Here is a 19,075-nt window from a genome sequence, read left to right as displayed (position 1 = left end):
GTTCGGACCCGGCTCCGGTTCCGCGCGGCTACCGAGACGTGCCGGGTCCGTCCGGGGCGGCTCCGACCATGCGCAGGACGAGGTCGGAGTAGAGCGCGCCGACCTCGTCGGGCGTGCGGTGGCCGGCCGTGTTGAACCAGCGGGCCACGTCGATGCAGAGGGACAGGACGGCGAGCGTGGTGCCGGGGACGTCAGGGACGTCGAACTCCCCCGCCGCGACCCCGTCGGCGAGGATGCGGCGCACGGCGGCGTCGCTCCGCCGGCGCAGTTCCACGATCTCGGAGCGGTGCTCCGGGGCCAGGGCGTCGAGCTCGTACTGGACCACGCGCGCGGTGGTGTGGTGCGCGGCGTGCCACAGCACGAAGGACCGTACGGCCGCGTCGAGCCGCTCGGCGGCCGAACCCGGGCCGCAAGCGGCGCTCTCCAGGATCTCCAGGGCCTTGTCGTGGCCGATCCGGCTGATCCGGTGGAGCAGCTCTTCCTTGGTCTTGTAGTGGATGTAGAGCGCGGCCGGGCTCATCCCGGCCCGTCCCGCGATGTCACGCGTGGTGGTGGCGTGGTACCCGCGCTCCGCGAACGCTTCGACGGCGGCGACGAGCAGCCGCCGTGCGGCGTCGGGGGTGACCTCCGACCACGGCCGGTAGCCGCCGGTCGTCTCCTCCGCGCTGTCCATCGCTCGCTCACCCTCTTCGTCCTGTGGAAGGAACACCTTACCGGAGGGTGAGCAAGCGCTTAGCAGCCTTGGGGGACACGGCGGCCGCCGCTCAGACCTTCGGCTGGAAGGGGTCGTAGTCGGCCATGATCTTCTCCATCCGGGCCTGGTCGACCCGGGTGACGATCTGGGTGAGCTCCTGACGGTCCCGGATCACCTTGGCGAGGGTGAAGGCCGAGGTGGTGAGGTAGAGGACCGCGATGCCGAGGAAGGCGCGGACCCAGCCGCCCACCTGGAGGTGGTAGATCCCCACGGCGACGGCACAGGTGGCGACGGCGAAGGAGGCGAGGGCCTGACCGTAATACGCCGCCGAATTGCGCTGCTTGACCGGTGTCTCGTTCATGGGCCCAGCATCGGCCGGAGGTGGCCGCGGCCGCCTCCGCGCACGTACTCAAGTGCGTACTCAGAACCGATGCGCACTCGGAACCGATGCGGTACTCAGAAGGCGGACACTCCGGTGCGGGCGCGGCCGATCAGCAGCTTCTGGATCTGGCTGGTGCCCTCGTACAGGGTCATCACGCGGGCGTCGCGCAGCAGCTTGCCGGCCGGGTACTCGTCGATGTAGCCGTAACCGCCGTGGACCTGGAGGGCGTTGCCCGCGGCGCGCACGGCGGCTTCGGAGGCGAAGAGCTTGGCGGTGGAGGACTCGGTGGCGAAGGGCTGCCCGCGGTCGATGAGGTCGGCGACCCGCCAGGTCAGCAGCCGGGCCGCGTCCACGTCGACCGAGATGTCGGCGATCAGCTCCTGGACCAGCTGGTGGTGGGCGATCGGCTTGCCGAACTGCTCGCGCTGGGCGGCGTACGAGACGGCCGCGTCCAGCGCCGCCTGTGCGATGCCGACGCACCCTGCGGCGACCGACATCCGGCCCTTGGCGAGGGCCGACATGGCCACGGAGAAGCCCTTGCCCTCGGGGCCGAGCATCGCGGAGGCGGGGACGCGGACCCCGTCGAGGGCGAGTTCGGCGGTGGCCTGGCCGCGCAGGCCGAGCTTGCCGTGGACCTCCCGGCGGGTGAGTCCGGGGGTTTCGGCGGGGACGAGGAAGGCGGATATCCCGCGGTGGCCGGGCTCGTCGCCGGTGCGGGCGAAGAGCAGGACCACGTCCGCCCAGGTGCCGTTGGTGATGAACATCTTGCTGCCGCTGATGACGTACGCGTCCCCCTCGCGCACGGCGCGGGTGGTGAGGCTGCCCGCGTCGGAACCGGTGCCGGGCTCGGTCAGGCCGAAGCAGCCGAGCGCCTCGCCGGAGCAGAGGCGGGGCAGCCAGGCGCGCTTCTGCTCCTCGGTCCCCCAGGCGGCGAGGGTCTTGGCGACCAGGCCGAGGGAGACGGACACGATGCCGCGCACGGCGGAGTCGCCGCGGCCGAGCTCCTCGGTGACGAGGACGTAGGCGAGGTGGTCGCCGCCGGAGCCGCCGTACTCCTCCGGGACGGTCAGGCCGAGGAAGCCGAGGTCGCCGAGCTTCTTGACGATGGCCCGGTCCACGCTCTCCGCGCGGTCCCACTCGGCGGCGTACGGGACGATCTCGCGCTCGGTGAACTCGCGGGCCAGCCGGCGCACGGCTTCCTGCTCCTCGCTCAGTTCCAGATTCACCGGGCACCTCCGGGCGGTCCGGCGCCGGGTCGACCAGCAGGTTAACTAGCACCGGTAGTTTATGGCGGGCAGGCCCTACTATGTGGCGCATGGCCAGACCGCGCAAGCCCCTCCTCAGCAGAGACCGCATCGTCGAGGCGGCGGGCGCGCTGGTGGACGCGGAGGGGCTGGGGGCCGTGTCGACGCGGCGGCTGGCCGCCGCGCTGGGGGTCAGCGGGCCGTCGCTGTACAACCACTTCCGCACGAAGGACGAGATCCTGGACGCGGTCGCGGACGCGGTGAGCGCGCGGGTCGACTTGTCGATGTTCGAGCCGGGAGCGGGCCGGGACTGGCAGGGCGCCCTGCACGACTGGGCGCACTCGTACAGAGACGCGCTGTCCGACCATCCGAACATCGTTCCGGTGCTGGCGCGCGGTCCGGGCCGGCGCCCGGCGGGACTGCGGGTGGCGGACGCGGTGTTCGGCGCGATGACGGAGGCCGGGTGGCCGCCGGCCCAGGCGACCCGGATCGGCGCGCTGATGCGGTACTTCATCCTGGGCTCGGCGGTGGGCTCGTTCGCCGGGGGTTTCGTGGACGACGAGGGCGCATACGACCCGTCGGACTACCCCCACCTGGGCCAGGCCCACCTGCTGGCGGAGCGCCGGCGCGAGGTGGACGAGGGCGCGTTCGAGACGGGCCTCGCCGCCCTGCTGGACGGACTGGCCCTCCAGTACGAGGCGTTGACGGGTCGGGCGACGGGCGGTTAGCGGACGGCCGCAAGGCGGTTGGAACGGAACGCGGTCAAAGCGAAACGCCGTCGGAACGCACGGCGGTTGGGGCGAAGGCGGTCAGAACACCACGAGCGAGCGGCCGCCCTTGCCGGCGAGCATCGCCTCGAAGGCGGCCGGGATGCCGTCCAGGGTGATGCGGTCGGTGACCAGCGAGCCGAGGTCGAGGCGGCCCGCGCGGACGTGGTCGGCGATCAGCGGGAGATCGCGCGCCGGGTCGCTGTTGCCGTACACGCAGCCGGTGAGGGTGCGGGCGAAGTGGAAGATCTCCAGGGCGTGGAAGGCGACCTTCTGCTCCTTTCCGCCGATGCCGACGACCGTGGTGCGGCCGCCGCGGCGGGTCGAGTCCCAGGCTCCGCGGATGGACTCCGCCCGGCCCGCGCACTCGACGGCGACGTCGGCGCCCTGCCCGCCGGTGAGGGCGCGGATCTGCTTGGCGGTGGTGTCGGAGGCGAGCACGAACTCGGTGGCCCCGGCCGCCCGGGCCAGCTCCTCCTTGGCCGGGGAGACGTCGACGGCCACGATCGGGCCCGCCTCGGCCACCCGCGCCGCCTGGAGGGCGGCCAGGCCGACTCCGCCGACACCGAAGACGGCGACGGACTCGCCGGGGCGCACCCGGGCGCTGTTGCGGACCGCGCCGTAGCCGGTGAGGACGGCGCAGCCGAGCAGGGCGGCCTCGGCGAGCGGGATGCCGGCGGGCGCGGGCAGCACGCAGTTCGCCGCGACCACGGTCTCCTCGGCGAACGCGGCCACGTTCAGCCCCGGGTGCAGCGGCGTGCCCGCGGCGTCGTGGGCGTAGACGGCCCCGACCCCGCTGAGCGCCTTGGCGCAGAGCCAGACCTCGCCGATCGAGCAGTGGTGGCACTCCCCGCAGGACGGGGACCAGTTGAGCACCACGGCGTCGCCGGGGGCGATGTGCGTGACGCCCTCGCCGACGGCCAGGACCGTCCCCGCTCCCTCGTGGCCGAGGACGGCGGGAACGGGGACCGTCATGGTGCCGTCGGTGAGGGAGAGGTCGGAGTGGCAGACACCGGCTGCGGCGAGCCGCACCCGGACCTGGCCGGGGCCGGGATCGGGCAGGACGATCTCCCGTATCTCCAGCGGGGCTCCGACGGCGGGCAGGATGGCGGCGCGGACCATGGTCGATTCCGTCTCTCGGGCTCAGGAGTGCGGGGCGGCGGCTTGGAGCGGGTGCTGGTGCTGGTGCTGGTGTTGGTGCCGGTCTGCTGCTGGTGCTGGCGCTGGTGCGGGCGGCTCAGAACTGCAGCGACTTGGTCTGGAGGTACTCGGCCAGGCCGTGCGGGCCGAGCTCGCGGCCGACGCCCGACTGCTTGTAGCCGCCGAAGGGCGCGAGCGGGTTGAAGCGGCCGCCGTTGATGTCCACCTGGCCGGTGTCCATGCGGCGCGCGAAGGCGACGGCGGTCTCCTCGTCCGCGGCCCAGACCGCGCCGCCCAGCCCGTACACGGTCCCGTTCGCGATGCGCAGGGCCTCGTCCTGGTCCTCGTACGGGAGGATCGACAGCACCGGTCCGAAGATCTCCTCCTGCGCGATGGTCATCTCGGGCGTGACGTCCGCGAACACGGTCGGGGCGATGAAGTACCCCTGCGCGTACGGCGCCTCGGGGCCGCCCGCGACGAGCCGCGCGCCCTCCTCGACGCCCTTCGTGATGTATCCGCGGATGCGGTCGCGCTGCTTGGCGTTGATGACCGGGCCGAGGCGGGTGCCCGGCTCGGCGGGGTCGCCCGAGGGGTACTTGGCGACGGCGGCGGCCGCGAGCGAGACGGCCTCCTCGTACTGGTCGCGGTGGACGAGCATCCGCGTGAGCGCGTTGCAGCTCTGGCCGGAGTTGTTCATGACGTGGCCCACGCCCGCCGCGACGGCCTTGGCCAGGTCGGCCCCGGGCAGGATGACGTTGGCCGATTTGCCGCCGAGCTCGAGGGCGACGCGCTTGACTGCGGCGCCGGCCGTGGCGCCGATCTGCTTGCCGACCGCGGTGGAGCCGGTGAAGGAGACGAGGTCGACCCCCTCGTGCGCGGCCAGTGCCTGGCCGGCGACCGGGCCGGTCCCGGTCACCAGGTTGAACACGCCCGCCGGGATGCCCGCCTCGTGCACGGCCTCGGCGAAGAGCTGTGCGGTCAGCGGGGTGTCCTCGGCGGGCTTGAGGACGAGGGTGCAGCCGGCGGCGAGAGCGGGTGCCACCTTGGCAACGATCTGGTGCAGCGGGTAGTTCCAGGGCGTGATGGCCCCGACGACACCGACCGGCTCCAGCAGCACGGTGGAGTTGCCGATCCGTTCCTCGAAGGCATACGAGGCCCCCAGCTCGGCGAACGAGGAGGACACCGCGATCGGCGCCCCCACGTGGACCATCTCCGAGAAGCCCCGCGGGGAGCCGAGCTCGGCGGTGATGATCTCGGCGAACTCGTCCTTGCGGGCGACCAGCACATCGCGCAGCGCCCCGATCAGGGCGGCCCGCTCGGCCGGGGCCGTGGCCGCCCAGGCGGGGAAGGCGGCGCGTGCCGCGCGCACGGCCGCGTCCACGTCGTCGGCGTTCCCGGCCGGGACCCCGCCGATGACCTGCTCGTCGGCGGGGTTGATCACCTCGATCCGCTCGCGTCCGGCGGCGGGCCGCCATGCGCCGTCGATGTACATCCCGTCGTGGGCCTTCATGGCTTTCCTCCCGAGCACGCACGAACACGTGGACGCGTAGACCTGACCTCGTTCGACCACCCTACAAACTACCGCCGGTAGTTTTCGGCCCGCCAGTGCCCCGGGGGTCAGATGATGCCGAAAAGCATCCCTGCCCCGAGGACGACGAGGGAGGTGAGGGCCGCCCATTTCACGGTGAAGCGGGTGTGGTCGCCGAACTCGACCTTGGCCATGCCGACGAGGACGTAGACGGCGGGAACCAGCGGGCTGGACATGTGCAGGGCCTGGCCGACCAGCGAGGCGCGGGCGATCTCGAGCGGCGAGACGCCGTGGGCGGCGCCGGCCTCGGCGAGGACCGGCAGGACGCCGAAGTAGAAGCCGTCGTTGGACATGAAATAGGTGAGGGGCAGGCTGAGCAGGCCGGTGACCAGTGCCATGTGCGGGCCCATGCCCTCGGGGATGGCGCCGACGAGCCAGTCGGCCATGTGCTTGACCATGCCGGTACCGCTCAGGACGCCGGTGAAGACGGCTGCGGCGAAGACCATGCCGGCGACGTTCAGGACGTTGTCGGCGTGGGCGGCGATCCGGGCCTTCTGGTCGGGCATGTGCGGGAAGTTGACGGTCAGGGCGAGGGCGGCGGCGAGGAGGAAGAGCACCGGGATGGGCAGCAGCTCGGCGATCATCGCGGCGAGCAGGGCGACGGTGAGGCCGGCGTTGAACCAGTAGAGGCGCGGGCGCAGGGTCGGACGGCGGGGGTCGAGGCCCTGGAAGCCGCCCTCGTGCGCGGCGGAGTCGTCACCGGAGCCGGAGCCGGAGCCGGAGTCGTCACCGGAGCCGGTGCGGGCGGAGGGGGCGGACGGCTCGGCCGGAGCCGCGGACCCGGCGGAGCCGACGACGGTCCCGGCGTCGGCGGACCCCGCGGCGGTGGCGGTGGCGACCGGCAGACGCTCCTCGGCGGGCGCCTCGGCCTCGGCTGCCACCTGCTCCGCATCCCCGGGCATGACCAGCGTCCCGATCCGGCGGCGTTCCTTGAGGCCGAGGACGTACGCGAGGCCGAACACGAACAGCAGGCCGACCGCGAGGGCGGGGATCATCGGGACGAAGATGTCGGAGGCGTCGAGCTTCAGGGCGGTGGCGGCGCGGGCCGTGGGCCCGCCCCAGGGCAGGGTGTTCATGACTCCGTTGGCGGTGGCGGCCACGCCCGTCATGACCACCAGGCTGAGGCCGAGCCGCTTGTAGAGCGGGTACATGGCCGAGACGGTGATCATGAAGGTGGTCGAGCCGTCGCCGTCGAGCGAGACGATCGCGGCGAGGACCGCGGTGCCGACCACGACCCGCACCGGGTCCGCCTTGCAGAAGCGCAGGATGCCGCGCACGATCGGATCGAACAGGCCGACGTCGATCATCACGCCGAAGTAGACGATGGCGAACATCAGCATGGCGGCGGTCGGTGCGAGTTTGCCGACGCCGTCGATGACGTAGTCGCCGAGGTGGGCGCCCTTTCCTGCGAACACGCAGAACAGCGCGGGGATGAGGACGAGCGCCGCTATGGGCGACATTTTCTTCATCATGATCAGAACCAGGAAGGTGGCGATCATGGCGAAGCCGAGGAAGGTCAGCATGCAGGGAACGTAGGTGCCCCCCTCCTCGCGTCAACAAGACGTCAGCGCGTGAGCAATACGAGCAAAACCCCAGCTCAGGGCAGTGGTGTCAGTTCGACGGGGAAGCCGTTGAGCACCGCGGTACCGGACAGCGGGTCGAGCCGGGAGCCGTCGAGGAGCTGGTTGACGTTGGCGCCGGGCGCGGCGGAGGCGACGGAGAGCCGGGCCCCCTCGCGGTCGTGGCCCCAGCCGTGCGGGAGGCTCACGACGCCGGTGCGGACGGTGTCGGTGACCTCGACGGGGACTTCCAGGCTGCCGCCGTCGGCGGTGATCCGGGCCAGGCCGCCCTCGGTGAGGCCGAGACGGCCGGCGTCCTCGGGATTCACCTGGAGGGTGCAGCGGTTGGAACCTCCGGTGAGGGCCGGAACGTTGTGCAACCAGCTGTTGTTGGACCGCAGATGGCGGCGGCCCACGAGCACCAGGGTGGCGGGGCGGTCGGCGAGCGCCGCGCGCAGCCTGGGGAGCTCGGCCGCGATCGGGTCCGGGAGCAGCTCGATCCTGCCGCTGCGCGTCCTCAGCACGCCCGGGAGCCGGGGCGCCAGCGGGCCCAGGTCGATGCCGTGCGGGTGCGCGAGCAGCCGCTCCAGGCCGAGCCCCCCGCCTGCGCCTCCGCCCGCGTACTCACCCGTACCCGCGTCCTCGCCCTCACTCTCGCCCGGTCCCGCATGCGGGGCGGAGCCGAACCGGTCACCGTACGGCCCGAGTCGGAGCATCAGGTCGAGCCGCCGCTCGGGGCCGTTCTCCCCGGTGAGCAGGCCGGCCAGGCGCGCCGGATCCTGCCCGTGCAGCGGGGAGCGCGGGTCGGCGGTCTCCTTGGCGAGGACGCCATGGATCACCGTCTCGTCGACCGCGGACGGGTCGGCGGTCCCGTACTCGCCGGAGACGGCGAGGACGAGGCGTGCGTGGATCTCGCACTCGTCGAGCCGGCCCGCTTCGAGCGGGACCGCAGGACGGCTGTAGCGCACCTGGTTGCGGATGGCGAAGCCGTTGAAGGCGAAGTCGTGGTGCGCGCTCTGCGAGGGCGGCGGCGGGGGCAGCACGACATGGGCGTGGCGGGAGGTCTCGTTGAGGTACGGGTCGATGCTGACCATGAAGTCGAGCCCGGACAGGGCCGCGTCGAGGCGCCGCCCGTCGGGGGCGGACAGTACCGGGTTGGCAGCGATGGCGACCAGGGCCCGGATCCGCCCCTCCCCGGCCGTCTCGATCTCCTCGGCCAGGGCCGCGATGGGCAGTTCGCTCTTGGCCTCGGGGTGGCCGCTGACCCGGCTGCGCCAGCGGCCCAGGGTGAAGCCTTTTCCGGGCCCGGCGGGGCGCGGGCGCGGGCCGGCGGCCGGGAGCGGGAAGAGGACGCCCCCGGGCCGGTCGAGGTTGCCGGTGAGGATGTTCAGTACGTCGACCAGCCAGCTGGCGAGCGTGCCGTACTCGACGGTGCAACTGCCGATCCGCCCGTAGACGGCGGCGGTGGGCGCGGCCGCCAGGGCGCGGGCGAGGTCGCGGATCTCGGCGGCCGTGAGGTCGCAGGCGGGGGCGACGGCCTCAGGAGTGAAACGCGCGAGGGCGTCGGCGAGTTCCCCGAGTCCCTCGGTCCGTTCCTCCAGGGCGCCCGGGGCGGCGAGCCCCTCGGCGAGGATGGTGTGCGCGAGGGCGGCCAGCAGCAGGGCGTCGCTCCCGGGGCGCGGGGCGAGGTGGAGGTCGGCGAGCTTGGCGGTGCGGGTGCGGCGCGGGTCGACGACGACCAGGGTGCCGCCGCGGGCGCGCAGCGCCTTGAGCCGGCCCGGGAAGTCGGGCGCGGTGCACAGGGAGCCGTTGGACTCGACCGGGTTGGCGCCGAGGAGCAGCAGGAAGTCGGTGCGGTCGAGGTCGGGGACCGGGATGGCGAAGGGGTCGCCGAAGAGGAGCCCGCTGGAGACGTGCTTGGGCATCTGGTCGAGGGTGCTGGCGGTGAAGAAGTTGCGGGTGCCGAGGGCTTTGAGCAGGAGCGGCGGGTACAGGTTGCCCGCCATGGTGTGCACGTTCGGGTTGCCGAGGACGACGCCGACGGACTGGGCTCCGTACTCCCGCACGAGGGCCGGGACGGTGGCTGCGATGGCCTCGTACGCCTCCTCCCAGGTGGCCTCCCGGAGGCGGCCGTCGCGGCGGACGAGGGGGGTGCGCAGGCGGTCGGGGTCGGCGTCGAGCGCGCCGAAGGCCGCGCCCTTGGGGCAGATGAAGCCGCGGCTGAAGACGTCTTCGCGGTCCCCGCGGGCGCCGGTGACGGCGGTGCCCTCGATGGTGAGGGTGAGGCCGCAGGTGGCTTCGCACAGGGGGCAGATGCGCAGGGCGGTGCGGGGCATGGGCCCTCCAGGGGCGGCAGGCTGCGACACGTACACGCGGGCGGGTCCGAGCATACCGACCGGTTGGCACGGCGGGGAGGGGCCGGTGCGCGGGAGGGGCCTCCCGAGTGCGGGTCAGTCCAGTACGCGGGACAGGTACGCGTGCATCATGGCCCGGGTCTCGGCCACGATGCCGGGGTCGCCGGCCGGATCGGCGCGGAAGGCCAGCTTCGTCAGCGCGTCCGTGGCCTCGACGGCTACCAGGACCGCCCGCTGCAGGGTGGCGTCCGGGGTCAGGCCGAGGTGGGCGCCGAGCAGTTCGGTGAGGCGTACGGCGACCAGCCCGTTGGGGTCGGCGGCCGGGCCCTCGGCAGGCGGGGCGGGCACCCCGAAGTCGACGAACGCGAAACCGGGGACGGTCCGCTTCATGGCCAGGTACTCGTCGAGCACGGCGTCCACGACGGGCCGCCAGTCGCCGGCCGGGAGCGCGTCGAGGCGGTCCGCGATGGCGTCGGTGTACCGGTCCAGGTTGCGGTGGGCGAGGGCGATGGACATGGCCCGCTTGTTGCCGAAGAAGCGGTAGACCGAGCCGATGGGCACGCCGGCACGCAGGGCGACGGCCCGGGTGCTGAGGTTCTCGTACCCGGTCTCGTCGAGCAGTTCGGCGCAGGCGTCGAGGATCCGGGCGAGCCGGTCGGCGCTGCGCTGCTGGATCGGCGTCCGGCGCAGGGGGTGGGCGGGGGGCACGGGGTCCATCATGCCGCTCCTGGCTCCTCGGTTCAGCAGCGGTCTCAGTTCAGCAGGAGGCCGATGCCCCCGATCGTGTAAGTGATCATGAGCGCGAGCAGCGGCAGCTGGCCGGCGACGGCCCTGGCGGGCGGGAAGAGGCGTACGGAGCGGTCGTGGGCCGCGATCACTCCGAGTACGTGGCCGGTGACGACGGCGATCACCTGGAGGGCGGCGAGGCCGCCGGGGCCCAGTGGCGACAAGGGTTCCGGGGCGTTGTCAGTGCCCAGTGCCATGATTACTGTGCGTGGTCCTTCGGTGACGAGGAGGGAGAAGTAGTGGGCGACGAGATAGGCGAGCGCGATCGGCACGAGTGAGTGGGCGAAGGCGGTCAGCGGGCCCGGGTGCGGGCCGCAGACCAGGCAGGTGGCCGCCGCGCAGAGGCAGTACAGGGTGGCGACGAGGGCGATGGAAGCGAGCAGTCCGAGCGTGGCCGTGGGGGTGCGGCCGAGGGGGGAGGTCTGGAGGGTGTCGATCCACGACGGGTTGTCGGAGTAGCCGTCGTAGGCGGTGGAGCCGAGCAGGACGCAGGCGGTGGCGACGAGTCCGGGCCGCTCGGGTGTCGCGTCGAGTCCGTGGAAGGGGTTGCGGAGCACCAGGCGGCCGTCGCTACGGCGGCCGAGGGGGGAGAGCCGGGCCAGGAGGGCGGAATACGCCTCGAAGGCGTCGGCGTCGGCGAACCAGCGTTCTCCGAAGCGGGCGGCGAGCGCGAGGTGGACGGCGGTGTAGAGGGCGAGGGCGGTCAGGAGGGTGGTGGTGGATGCGGGATCCGGAGCGGCGAGTTCGAGCCAGGTGAAGCCGAACAGCCCGGCGGCGGCGGGCCATTGGCCGAGCCGGGCGGGAAGGGGGGCGTGCACGGGGAGGGGGGCGTGCGCGTGCCGCCGCAGGGCGCGGGACAGCCGGTGGCACAGGCGGTAGAGGGTGCGGAGCGGGTTGAGCAGGCGCCAGACGGGGCCGAGGAGGAGGGAGGCGGGCACGAGGCCGACCCAGAGGAGGACGTAGACGGCGCCGGGGGCGGGGTTGCGCGCGGGGTCGTCGGGACCGAGGAGGAGGGAGAGGAGGACGGCGAGGGCGGCGGCGAGGCCGAGTCCGCGCAAGGCGGTGCGGGTGGCCGGCGCGTCGGCGATCCGCTCCAGGGCTGCGGGCAGGGCGAGGCCCGACCGGTCGCCGCGGAACCGGGAGGAGGACCAGAGCAGACCGAGCGCGAGGAAGGAGACGAGCAGTGCGGTGAAGGCGCCGGCGAAGGCGTAGAAGGGAGAGATCGGCAGATCGTGCTGGGACCCGATCCCGTGCGCGAGTGTGGTGAGCGGATCGGCCGGGCGAAGGACCACGCCCCGGCCCCCGCCCCCACCGCCCGCGCCGGGCCCGGGCCCGAGACCCGGCACGACCGGGGTCACCACGGTTCGCCCGTACGGCTTTGTTCCCCTCCGCGGAAGGGGAACCGGGCGGGGCGGGTCGGCGGCGGGGTCACCGGACGAGGAGCTGGGTCAGGACGAGGCGGGACTCGTGGGTCTCGACCTCGAAGAGGCCCGTACGGTCGGCCGTCAGGACCAGGACGGCCTCCTGGCCTGCCGGCAGGGCGAGTTCCTTGTCGTAGCCGTGGACGTGCAGGGTGTCGGCGCGGTCGCTGGTGACGCGCAGGGCGAGGCGTTCCCCGCGCCGCAGCTCGGTGCGGCCGGGGGCCGGGGTGACCTTGCCGTCCCGGACGGTGATGGTCACCGTGCGGTCGGCGGGCGCCTGCGACGGCGGCGGTGACGGGGGCGCCGACGGCGGAGTGTGGCCGTGGCCGGCCTGACCGGGGCCGGCAGCGCCGGCGCTGAGCTGGAGCGTGCCCTCGATCGCCTTGCCGGCGACGGCCCAGGCGGTGTGGTCGTCGGCGTAGAGGCGGACGGTCAGGGTGTGCGCGCCTTCGGGCACCTGCGCCGCCGGCAGGTGGAACCAGGGGCCGTACAGCCGGGCCAGTTTGCGGCCGTCGAGCTCCAGGTGCGCGTGACCGGCGCCCGGGAGGGCGGCGCCGCCGGTGCTGTCGGGGGTGAAGCGGAAGTTCTTCACCGTCAGCTGGAGGTTCCAGCCGTCCTCGGAGTCGGGGCGGGCGGCGAGCTGCACCTGCGGCGCACCCTCGGTCGGCACCTCGCGGAGCCGGTGGCTGGCGGGGTCCTGGGCATCGAGCAGGGTGCCGACGCTGCCGGTGGCCTGCTCGTGGCTGGTGCCGGGCTTGTGGTGGGTGGTGGCCCGCCCGCCGCAGCCCGCGGCCGCGCCGCCGACGAGCAGGAGGGCGGCGGTGAGCAGCGCCGCGGTGCGGGTGGTTCGGCCGCGCCCGCGGGCCGTGCGGGGCGGCACACCGCGGGCGTTGCACCCGGCCCGGTGCGCAGGGCGGTCGTCGAGCGGCTTCTCGGGCCGGTCGGTCACGGGTGGCCTCCTGTGTTCGGCGCTGCCAGGGCGAGGGGCGCGGTGCCGGATCCGGGGTCGCCGGTGCTTCGGGGGGCGCCCGCGCCTCGGAGGCCGCCGTACGCGGGGCGGGCTCGGGTCGGGTCGGGGCCGCGGCCGGCGGGGCAGGGGGTCATGCCGGGTCCGGGGCGGCCTCGGTGTGCGGCGCCGGGGTCGGGGCCGCCGGCGCCGGCACACGGTCGGCCCCGGGGTCGCCGCCCGGGGTGGCCGGGCGGGCCGAGGCCACGACCGCCCACAGGACCCAGACCACGGCCACGAGGGCCCGCGCCCAGGAGGGGCCGATCGGGGTCCAGGGGATCATCAGGACGGCCTTGTCGAAGGCGTCGAGGAGGGTGAGGGCCGCCAGGAGCAGGGTCAGCCGCGCCGACCAGGGGCGGGTGGGCCGCAGGGCGAGGCCCGCGCCCGTCCACCACAGGCCCAGCAGGAGCAGGGCCAGGGCCGGCACGGCGGTGCCCACGAGCGGCGTCGTGGAGCCGGCCACGTCCAGGGCCAGCCCGGCCAGGCCCAGCAGCGAGGCCGCCGTGCCCAGGCGGGACCCGCGCAGGCGGCGCCACCACAGCACCCCGCCGACGAGGAGCAGAACCGCCGCGACCGCCAGCGCGATCTGGGTCTCCACCCGCTCCAGGCCGCGTGCGCCGTACCAGTCGCAGCCGGCCGGAAGCTTGCGCGCCTGGACGCTGTAGTCGGCGCAGACGAGGAGCTGGGCGAGTTTCACCGGTTCGCCGACCAGCCGGGAGGAGCCGCCCGACACCTCGCCGCGGCGGTCCCCGCAGTGCGGGAGCGTGCCCGGGGTGGAGCCGTCGGGTGCGGACTGCCAGCAGTTGCCGCGGCCCTGGCCGTCCCACCACACGTCCATGCCGTTGGGGCGGGAGGCGCCGGACTTGTCCTTGCCGAGGATGTTCGCGGCGTACCGGTTGTGGTGGGAGGTGTCCGCCTGCTTGCCCCAGGACTCCTCGCCCCGGATGAAGGCCGGGACCGCCGAGAGGAAGAAGCCCGCGCGCCGGTGCCCGTACACCCAGTTGTTCTCGTACACGTTCCAGTTGCCGCCCGCCGTGATGATCCCCGTGCCCGGCGGCATGGAGATCTGCGGGCAGACCACCCCCTGCTCGTAGCCGCGCTCGATCGGCGGCTTGGCGCAGGTGCCGTCGGCGACGTACCCGTAGTAGTCGGCGTTGTTGTCGTGGATCAGGTTCCGCTCGAACTTGGCGTGGTTCTGCGGGAGTCCCGGGTGCCCCGGGAAGGCGCTGTCCATCGAGGCGCCGCCCATGTTCGAGTCGAACTCGTTGTCGTGGACCCAGACCGAGTCCCCCGCCGTGCCGGAGTAGCCGACCATGTTGTGGTGGCTGTGGCAGCCGGTGATCTCGATGGAGTAGCGCGGGACCTCGTAGCCGCGCCCGTCGTTGATGTCGGAGGCACTGCCGGGGTAGATGCCGGAGTCGCCGTTCCCGTACGACTCGCAGTTCTTGTACAGCCCGTGGTCGCTGGCGAAGGTCAGGAAGCCGTACTCGTCGTTCCACCTGGTCAGGACGTCGTCGATGACGAACCCGTCGCCCGCGAGCACGTACAGCGAGTTGAAGGTGGTCCGCTGCGCGGTGAAGTTGCGGAAGTAGATGCCGTTCGACTTGTCGGCGCGGATGGCGTTCAGCTTCTGGTACTTGGCGTCGATGACCACGTCCTGGCGGCTCGCGCCCGTGCCCTCGATCTGGAGGTCCGTCTTGCCGAGGATCGCGACGAGGTTCTGGTTGTGCCGGCACTGCACCTGCTGCTCGTACGTCAGGATCTGGTAGCCCAGCGCGGAGTCGGGGGCCTTCAGCCCGGCGCACTCCCCCGCCGGCTTCGGCAGCGAGGGCTCCTCCTCGTACAGGCCGGGGAGGATCGCGATGTTCACGCCGGGCCGGTCCACGGCGTCGACGGCTTCCTGGAGGTGCCGGTAGCCGCTCTTCTCGCACCGCTCGTACAGGGCCAGGTTGCGCTGCCTGAGCTCCTCGGGGAAGGCGGATATGCGGCGTTCGAAGGCGGGCCGGTCGGTCTTGCAGACCACCAGATCGGGCTCGGCCGTGCGGTACCGGGGCACGGACCCGGAGCCGTCCGGCAGGGTCACGGGGCGCTCCTCGTGCGCGCGGGCGGCGGGCGCGGCGGCGAAGAGGGACAGGAGCACGAGGAGGGCGGCGAGGAGCGCCGCCGGCACGGCAGGGAACCTGCGGGTCCACGACATGCGCGTGAGAGTAGAGCAATGTTCATCTTTTTGGATCCCCTGCGGCAGCGCGAAATCCCGGGCGCCATTGACGCGCGAGCCGCGGAATCCTACTGTCGACCATAGGATTCCTTCGACTGTCACAGAGCGGGAGCACCCATGAGCGAGCAGGCCGAGCAGGCCAGGAAGACGGCCGAGGCACTGGAGTACCTCACCGGCTTCGGCAACGAGCACAGCTCGGAGGCCGTCCCCGGCGCCCTGCCGGCCGGCCGCAACTCGCCCCAGCGCTCCCCCCTCGGCCTGTACGCGGAGCAGCTCAGCGGCAGCGCCTTCACGGAGCCCCGGGGGCACAACCGGCGCTCCTGGCTCTACCGGATCCGCCCCTCGGCGGCCCACCCGCCCTTCACCCGGACCGACAACGGCGCCCTGCGCTCCGCGCCCTTCACCGAGGCCCCCGCGGACCCCAACCGGCTCCGCTGGAACCCGCTCCCCGACGCGGCCCCCGGCACCGACTTCCTGGCGGGCCTGTGGACCCTGGGCGGCAACGGCGACGCCACCCAGCGCAGCGGCATGGCCATCCACCTCTACTCCGCCAACGCCTCCATGACCGACCGGGTGTTCAGCGACTCCGACGGCGAGCTGCTGATCGTCCCCGAGCGCGGCGGCCTGCTGCTGCGCACCGAGCTCGGCCTGCTCAGCGCGGGCCCCGGCGAGGTGGCCCTGATCCCGCGCGGCGTGCGCTTCCGCGTGGAGCTGCTGGACGAGGACGCCCGCGGGTACGTCTGCGAGAACTACGGCCGCCCCTTCGAGCTGCCGGACCTCGGCCCGATCGGCGCCAACGGCCTCGCCGCCGCACGCGACTTCCGGGCCCCGGTGGCCGCGTACGAGGACGTGGAGCGCCCGACCGAGGTGGTCAACAAGTTCTGCGGCAACCTCTGGACCGCCACCTACGACCACTCCCCGCTCGACGTGGTCGCCTGGTACGGCACTCACGCCCCGTACGTCTACGACCTGCGCCGTTTCAACGTCCTGGGCTCCATCAGCTACGACCACCCGGACCCGTCGATCTTCACGGTGCTGACCTCGCCCTCCGACACCCCGGGGCTGGCGGGCATGGACTTCGTGGTCTTCGCCCCGCGCTGGCTGGTCGGCGAGGACACCTTCCGCCCGCCGTACTTCCACCGCAACGTCATGAGCGAGTACATGGGCCTGATCGAGGGCGCCTACGACGCCAAGGCGGAGGGCTTCGTCCCGGGCGGCGGCTCACTGCACAACATGATGTCCGCGCACGGACCGGACCGGGAGACCTTCGACAAGGCGAGCGCCGCCGAGCTGAAGCCGCAGAAGATCGAGGACGGCCTGGCCTTCATGTTCGAGACCCGCTGGCCGATCACCGCCACCGCCCAGGCGGCCGGCGCCGAACACCTCCAGCGCGGATACGACGACGTCTGGCAGGGGCTCGAGCGCCACTTCCGCGCCTAATATCGCCGGGGGGTGTCACGCCGCGATCCCGGCCCGACCGGCAGGACACCCCCAGGCGCGTACTCCGGAGCACGCACACCCCGGAGCACGCGCCCCGCGCCCCACGCCCCGTCCGTACGGAGAACCACCCGTGACCGCCTTCGCCCCCGACTCGCTCGTGCTCAACCGGAAGCTGCCCCTCTGGTACCAGGTGTCGCAGTCGCTGCGCGCCTCGATACTGGGCCGCACCCCGGACGCCTCGCTGCGCCTGCCCACCGAGGAGCAGCTCGCCGAGCACTACGGGGTGAGCGTGCTGACCATGCGCCAGGCGCTCAAGGAGCTGGAGGGCGAGGGGCTGATCAGCCGCCACCGGCGGCGCGGCACCTTCATCGAGCCGGGCGCGCGGCGCGGGGCGCCGGTACGGCTGCTGGGATCGGTCGACGCGATCGTGGCGCAGCAGTCGGGCGACCGTACGACGATTCTCGGCCACGCACGGACGGCCGTGTCCGGGGAGCTGCTGGAGCACTTCCCGGACACGGCCGAGGTGGTCACGTACCGCCGGCTGCGTCACGACGGGGAGAGCGGCGAGCCGACGAACTGGGCGGAGAACGCGGTCCGCCCGGAGCTCGCCGAGGCCGTGGACCTGGCCGATCTGGCGCGCTGGCCCATGACCAAGGTACTGCGCGACGTGGTGGGCGTGAAGATCAGCCGGATCACGGACACGGTCGAGGCGCGGCTCGCCGACCCGGAGACGGCGGAACTGCTCCAGGTGCCGCTGCTCAGCCCGATCCTGCACTACACGGGCGTGACGTACGACAAGGATGGGCGGGTCGTGGACGTGGCGCGGATCCGGTACCGGGGTGACCGGTTCTCGTTCACGGTGACGGTCGACGCGACCTGACGGCCGGGCCGCCGCGCCCCGAGGGGGTCACTTCCCCTCGTCGTCCGTGCTGCGCTCCCCCTCCGCCTGCGACGGCGTGGTCCGCACCGTCTCGGGGTGGTGGTGCTGCAGCTTCTCCTTCTCGTCCATGTCCTCGTCGAGCCGCTCGCCCTCGGCCTGCGACGGAGTCGTGTATTCGTCGTAGTGACTCATGTCCGCCTCCTCCTCGACATCGGAACATATCCATATATAGGGAGCGTAGCCCTTCGGCCCGCACCCAGCCCGGCCACGCCCGCGTCCACGCCCCCGCCCATGCCGCTCCCACGCCCCCGCCCGCCGTCTCCCGTCGCTACCATCTGCCGGGTGAGCGAAGACGTACCGCTGCTGGACGACCTGATGCCCTGGGCCGTGGGCGGCCTGCGCCTGGGCCGGGCCTGGGTGGCGGCCCCCGACCGCGCGGCCCTGCGTGCCCGCTGGGCGGCCCTGACCGGCGCCGAAGGCACCGAGCGGGAGCGGCTGTTCCGCCCGAGCCGCAGCCGTACGCCCACCACCGGCGCGGCTGCCCTGCCCGGCCGGCGCTCGCCGTCGACCGCCCGCTTCGCCGATGCGCCGGGACCCTGCCCGGACCCCGTACGGGTGCTGCGCGATCCCTTCGACGAGCAGTGGCTGCTGCCCGACCAGCGGCTCATCGACCTGGCCCGGCCGGAGCTGTGGCGGGTCCTGGACGAGCACCAGCTCTTCGCCGTCGAGACCCCGGAGCTGCTGGTCACCCCGCACCTCCCGGCCGGCAGGCTGGGCCGGATCCGCCCGCTGCACCGGCGCCCCGGCGGCGCCGAGCCCAATCTCGCGCCGGGCCTTCTGCCACTGCTGGGCGAGCGCTACGGCGGCTGGGTCACCCCGCAGGACGTGCTGTGCTGGATCCTCGCGGCGGGCCGCCCCGGCCCCCGGGGTTACGAGGTCCCGCTGACCGGCGATACCGGGCGCTGGCGGGCCGGACTGGAGCTGGGGCACCGGCTGCTCACCGTCCAGCTGCGCGGCGGGCCCGGCTCGGAGCCGCCCCGGCTGCCGGGCGGACGCCGCCCGTACGTCCGCTCGGCGGTCCAGGCCTGGCCTGAGGGGCTCGCGTACGACCCGGAGACCGAGACCCTGAGCCTGGGGACCGGGACGGTCTCCCCCGTGCCGCCGGGCGCCTGGGAGTACGAGGTGCAGGGCGGTACGCGGGTGCTGGAGGCCTGGTTCGCCGCCCGCACCGCCCACCGGGATCCGCAGGCCGAGGGACTGGAGGCGCTCGGTCCGTCCGCGTGGCCGCAGTCCTGGACCTCCGAGCTGCCGGCGCTGGTGACCACCCTGGCCCTGCTGGCCGATCTGGCCCCGGAGCGGGCGGCGTTCACCGCCGGGCCGCCGCTGCCCGCCGCCGAGCTGACGGCGGCCGGGGTGCTGCCGCCGCCGCGCTGGGCCCGGCGTCCGGCCTCCGTACTGGACCACCACGAGGAGGGCCCGGGCGGCCAGTTCGCCCTGCTCTGACGGCACGCGCAGCCGTGCGCCCGGCCGGCGGCGCCGGCGGCCTCGGCGCCGCGCCTGGTGACAAGCCGGGGTCCCAGCAGGTAGGCAGGCTGT

16 protein-coding genes are annotated in these 19,075 nt (G+C 73.5%); 4 read left to right on the top strand and 12 right to left on the bottom strand.

The annotated features are described in order from the left end of the window. Positions 1–28: 28 nt before the first annotated feature. From ACFXGI_RS04180 to ACFXGI_RS04170, 3 genes are all read right to left on the bottom strand, one after another. Positions 29–673 carry a TetR/AcrR family transcriptional regulator gene (locus ACFXGI_RS04180; RefSeq protein ID WP_384702989.1) on the bottom strand — a complete coding sequence of 215 codons (645 nt, stop codon included), beginning with the start codon at positions 671–673 and terminating at the stop codon, positions 29–31. Between the two features lie 91 nt (positions 674–764). After that, on the bottom strand, positions 765–1,055 hold the full coding sequence (locus ACFXGI_RS04175; protein WP_384702986.1) for a YiaA/YiaB family inner membrane protein: 291 nt from the start codon (positions 1,053–1,055) through the stop codon (positions 765–767). Positions 1,056–1,150: 95 nt separating this feature from the next. After that, positions 1,151–2,302, bottom strand: a complete 1,152-nt coding sequence (locus tag ACFXGI_RS04170; protein ID WP_384702983.1) for an acyl-CoA dehydrogenase family protein — start codon at positions 2,300–2,302, stop codon at positions 1,151–1,153. Between the two features lie 80 nt (positions 2,303–2,382). On the opposite strand from ACFXGI_RS04170, the gene ACFXGI_RS04165 reads away from it, so the two are divergent. Continuing rightward, positions 2,383–3,048, top strand: coding sequence for a TetR/AcrR family transcriptional regulator (locus tag ACFXGI_RS04165; RefSeq protein WP_384702980.1), 666 nt, complete (start codon positions 2,383–2,385; stop codon positions 3,046–3,048). 81 nt (positions 3,049–3,129) lie between these two features. Here ACFXGI_RS04165 and ACFXGI_RS04160 read toward each other — a convergent pair whose 3' ends face one another. From ACFXGI_RS04160 to ACFXGI_RS04125, 8 genes are all read right to left on the bottom strand, one after another. After that, the gene (locus ACFXGI_RS04160) at positions 3,130–4,209 is read right to left on the bottom strand and encodes a Zn-dependent alcohol dehydrogenase (protein ID WP_384702977.1); all 1,080 of its coding nucleotides are present in this window, start codon (positions 4,207–4,209) and stop codon (positions 3,130–3,132) included. Positions 4,210–4,324: 115 nt separating this feature from the next. Beyond that, positions 4,325–5,737, bottom strand: a complete 1,413-nt coding sequence (locus tag ACFXGI_RS04155) for an aldehyde dehydrogenase family protein (RefSeq protein ID WP_384702974.1) — start codon at positions 5,735–5,737, stop codon at positions 4,325–4,327. 107 nt (positions 5,738–5,844) lie between these two features. Next, positions 5,845–7,338 carry a CitMHS family transporter gene (locus ACFXGI_RS04150; protein ID WP_384702971.1) on the bottom strand — a complete coding sequence of 498 codons (1,494 nt, stop codon included), beginning with the start codon at positions 7,336–7,338 and terminating at the stop codon, positions 5,845–5,847. 74 nt (positions 7,339–7,412) lie between these two features. Then, on the bottom strand, positions 7,413–9,710 hold the full coding sequence (locus ACFXGI_RS04145; protein ID WP_384702968.1) for a molybdopterin-dependent oxidoreductase: 2,298 nt from the start codon (positions 9,708–9,710) through the stop codon (positions 7,413–7,415). 114 nt (positions 9,711–9,824) lie between these two features. Then, on the bottom strand, positions 9,825–10,445 hold the full coding sequence (locus tag ACFXGI_RS04140) for a TetR family transcriptional regulator (protein ID WP_384703427.1): 621 nt from the start codon (positions 10,443–10,445) through the stop codon (positions 9,825–9,827). Positions 10,446–10,480: 35 nt separating this feature from the next. After that, on the bottom strand, positions 10,481–11,806 hold the full coding sequence (locus ACFXGI_RS04135; RefSeq protein WP_384702965.1) for a hypothetical protein: 1,326 nt from the start codon (positions 11,804–11,806) through the stop codon (positions 10,481–10,483). 136 nt (positions 11,807–11,942) lie between these two features. After that, on the bottom strand, positions 11,943–12,815 hold the full coding sequence (locus tag ACFXGI_RS04130) for a hypothetical protein (protein ID WP_384703424.1): 873 nt from the start codon (positions 12,813–12,815) through the stop codon (positions 11,943–11,945). A 220-nt stretch (positions 12,816–13,035) separates the two neighbouring features. Further along, entirely contained in the window at positions 13,036–15,138 is a 2,103-nt protein-coding gene (locus ACFXGI_RS04125) for a right-handed parallel beta-helix repeat-containing protein (RefSeq protein WP_384702962.1), read from the bottom strand. 138 nt (positions 15,139–15,276) lie between these two features. On the opposite strand from ACFXGI_RS04125, the gene hmgA reads away from it, so the two are divergent. Together hmgA and ACFXGI_RS04115 are read left to right on the top strand one after the other, a co-directional pair. Then, positions 15,277–16,599: a homogentisate 1,2-dioxygenase gene (hmgA, locus tag ACFXGI_RS04120; RefSeq protein ID WP_384702959.1), complete on the top strand. Its 1,323-nt coding sequence runs from the start codon at positions 15,277–15,279 to the stop codon at positions 16,597–16,599. A gap of 130 nt (positions 16,600–16,729) precedes the next feature. Next, on the top strand, positions 16,730–17,479 hold the full coding sequence (locus tag ACFXGI_RS04115) for a GntR family transcriptional regulator (protein ID WP_384702956.1): 750 nt from the start codon (positions 16,730–16,732) through the stop codon (positions 17,477–17,479). A gap of 27 nt (positions 17,480–17,506) precedes the next feature. On the opposite strand, the gene ACFXGI_RS04110 is transcribed toward ACFXGI_RS04115, so the two are convergent. Beyond that, positions 17,507–17,671, bottom strand: coding sequence for a hypothetical protein (locus ACFXGI_RS04110; RefSeq protein WP_384702953.1), 165 nt, complete (start codon positions 17,669–17,671; stop codon positions 17,507–17,509). 183 nt (positions 17,672–17,854) lie between these two features. Here ACFXGI_RS04110 and ACFXGI_RS04105 point away from each other — a divergent pair, with 183 nt between their 5' ends. After that, on the top strand, positions 17,855–18,982 hold the full coding sequence (locus ACFXGI_RS04105) for a type ISP restriction/modification enzyme (RefSeq protein ID WP_384703421.1): 1,128 nt from the start codon (positions 17,855–17,857) through the stop codon (positions 18,980–18,982). The last annotated feature ends 93 nt before the right edge of the window (positions 18,983–19,075 follow it).

This window comes from Streptomyces sp. NPDC059355 (assembly GCF_042752335.1).
Lineage (GTDB): Bacteria > Actinomycetota > Actinomycetes > Streptomycetales > Streptomycetaceae > Streptomyces.
This window is presented reverse-complemented; position numbering and strand designations above follow the sequence as displayed.

Coding starts and splice junctions, on each gene's coding strand:
- ACFXGI_RS04175 (WP_384702986.1), bottom strand. CDS start 1,055: ATGAACGAGACACCGGTCAAGCAGCGCAATTCGGCGGCGTATTACGGT.
- ACFXGI_RS04105 (WP_384703421.1), top strand. CDS start 17,855: ATGCCCTGGGCCGTGGGCGGCCTGCGCCTGGGCCGGGCCTGGGTGGCG.
- ACFXGI_RS04125 (WP_384702962.1), bottom strand. CDS start 15,138: ATGTCGTGGACCCGCAGGTTCCCTGCCGTGCCGGCGGCGCTCCTCGCC.
- ACFXGI_RS04150 (WP_384702971.1), bottom strand. CDS start 7,338: ATGCTGACCTTCCTCGGCTTCGCCATGATCGCCACCTTCCTGGTTCTG.
- ACFXGI_RS04165 (WP_384702980.1), top strand. CDS start 2,383: ATGTGGCGCATGGCCAGACCGCGCAAGCCCCTCCTCAGCAGAGACCGC.
- ACFXGI_RS04110 (WP_384702953.1), bottom strand. CDS start 17,671: ATGAGTCACTACGACGAATACACGACTCCGTCGCAGGCCGAGGGCGAG.
- ACFXGI_RS04155 (WP_384702974.1), bottom strand. CDS start 5,737: ATGAAGGCCCACGACGGGATGTACATCGACGGCGCATGGCGGCCCGCC.
- hmgA (WP_384702959.1), top strand. CDS start 15,277: ATGAGCGAGCAGGCCGAGCAGGCCAGGAAGACGGCCGAGGCACTGGAG.
- ACFXGI_RS04160 (WP_384702977.1), bottom strand. CDS start 4,209: ATGGTCCGCGCCGCCATCCTGCCCGCCGTCGGAGCCCCGCTGGAGATA.
- ACFXGI_RS04145 (WP_384702968.1), bottom strand. CDS start 9,710: ATGCCCCGCACCGCCCTGCGCATCTGCCCCCTGTGCGAAGCCACCTGC.
- ACFXGI_RS04180 (WP_384702989.1), bottom strand. CDS start 673: ATGGACAGCGCGGAGGAGACGACCGGCGGCTACCGGCCGTGGTCGGAG.
- ACFXGI_RS04140 (WP_384703427.1), bottom strand. CDS start 10,445: ATGGACCCCGTGCCCCCCGCCCACCCCCTGCGCCGGACGCCGATCCAG.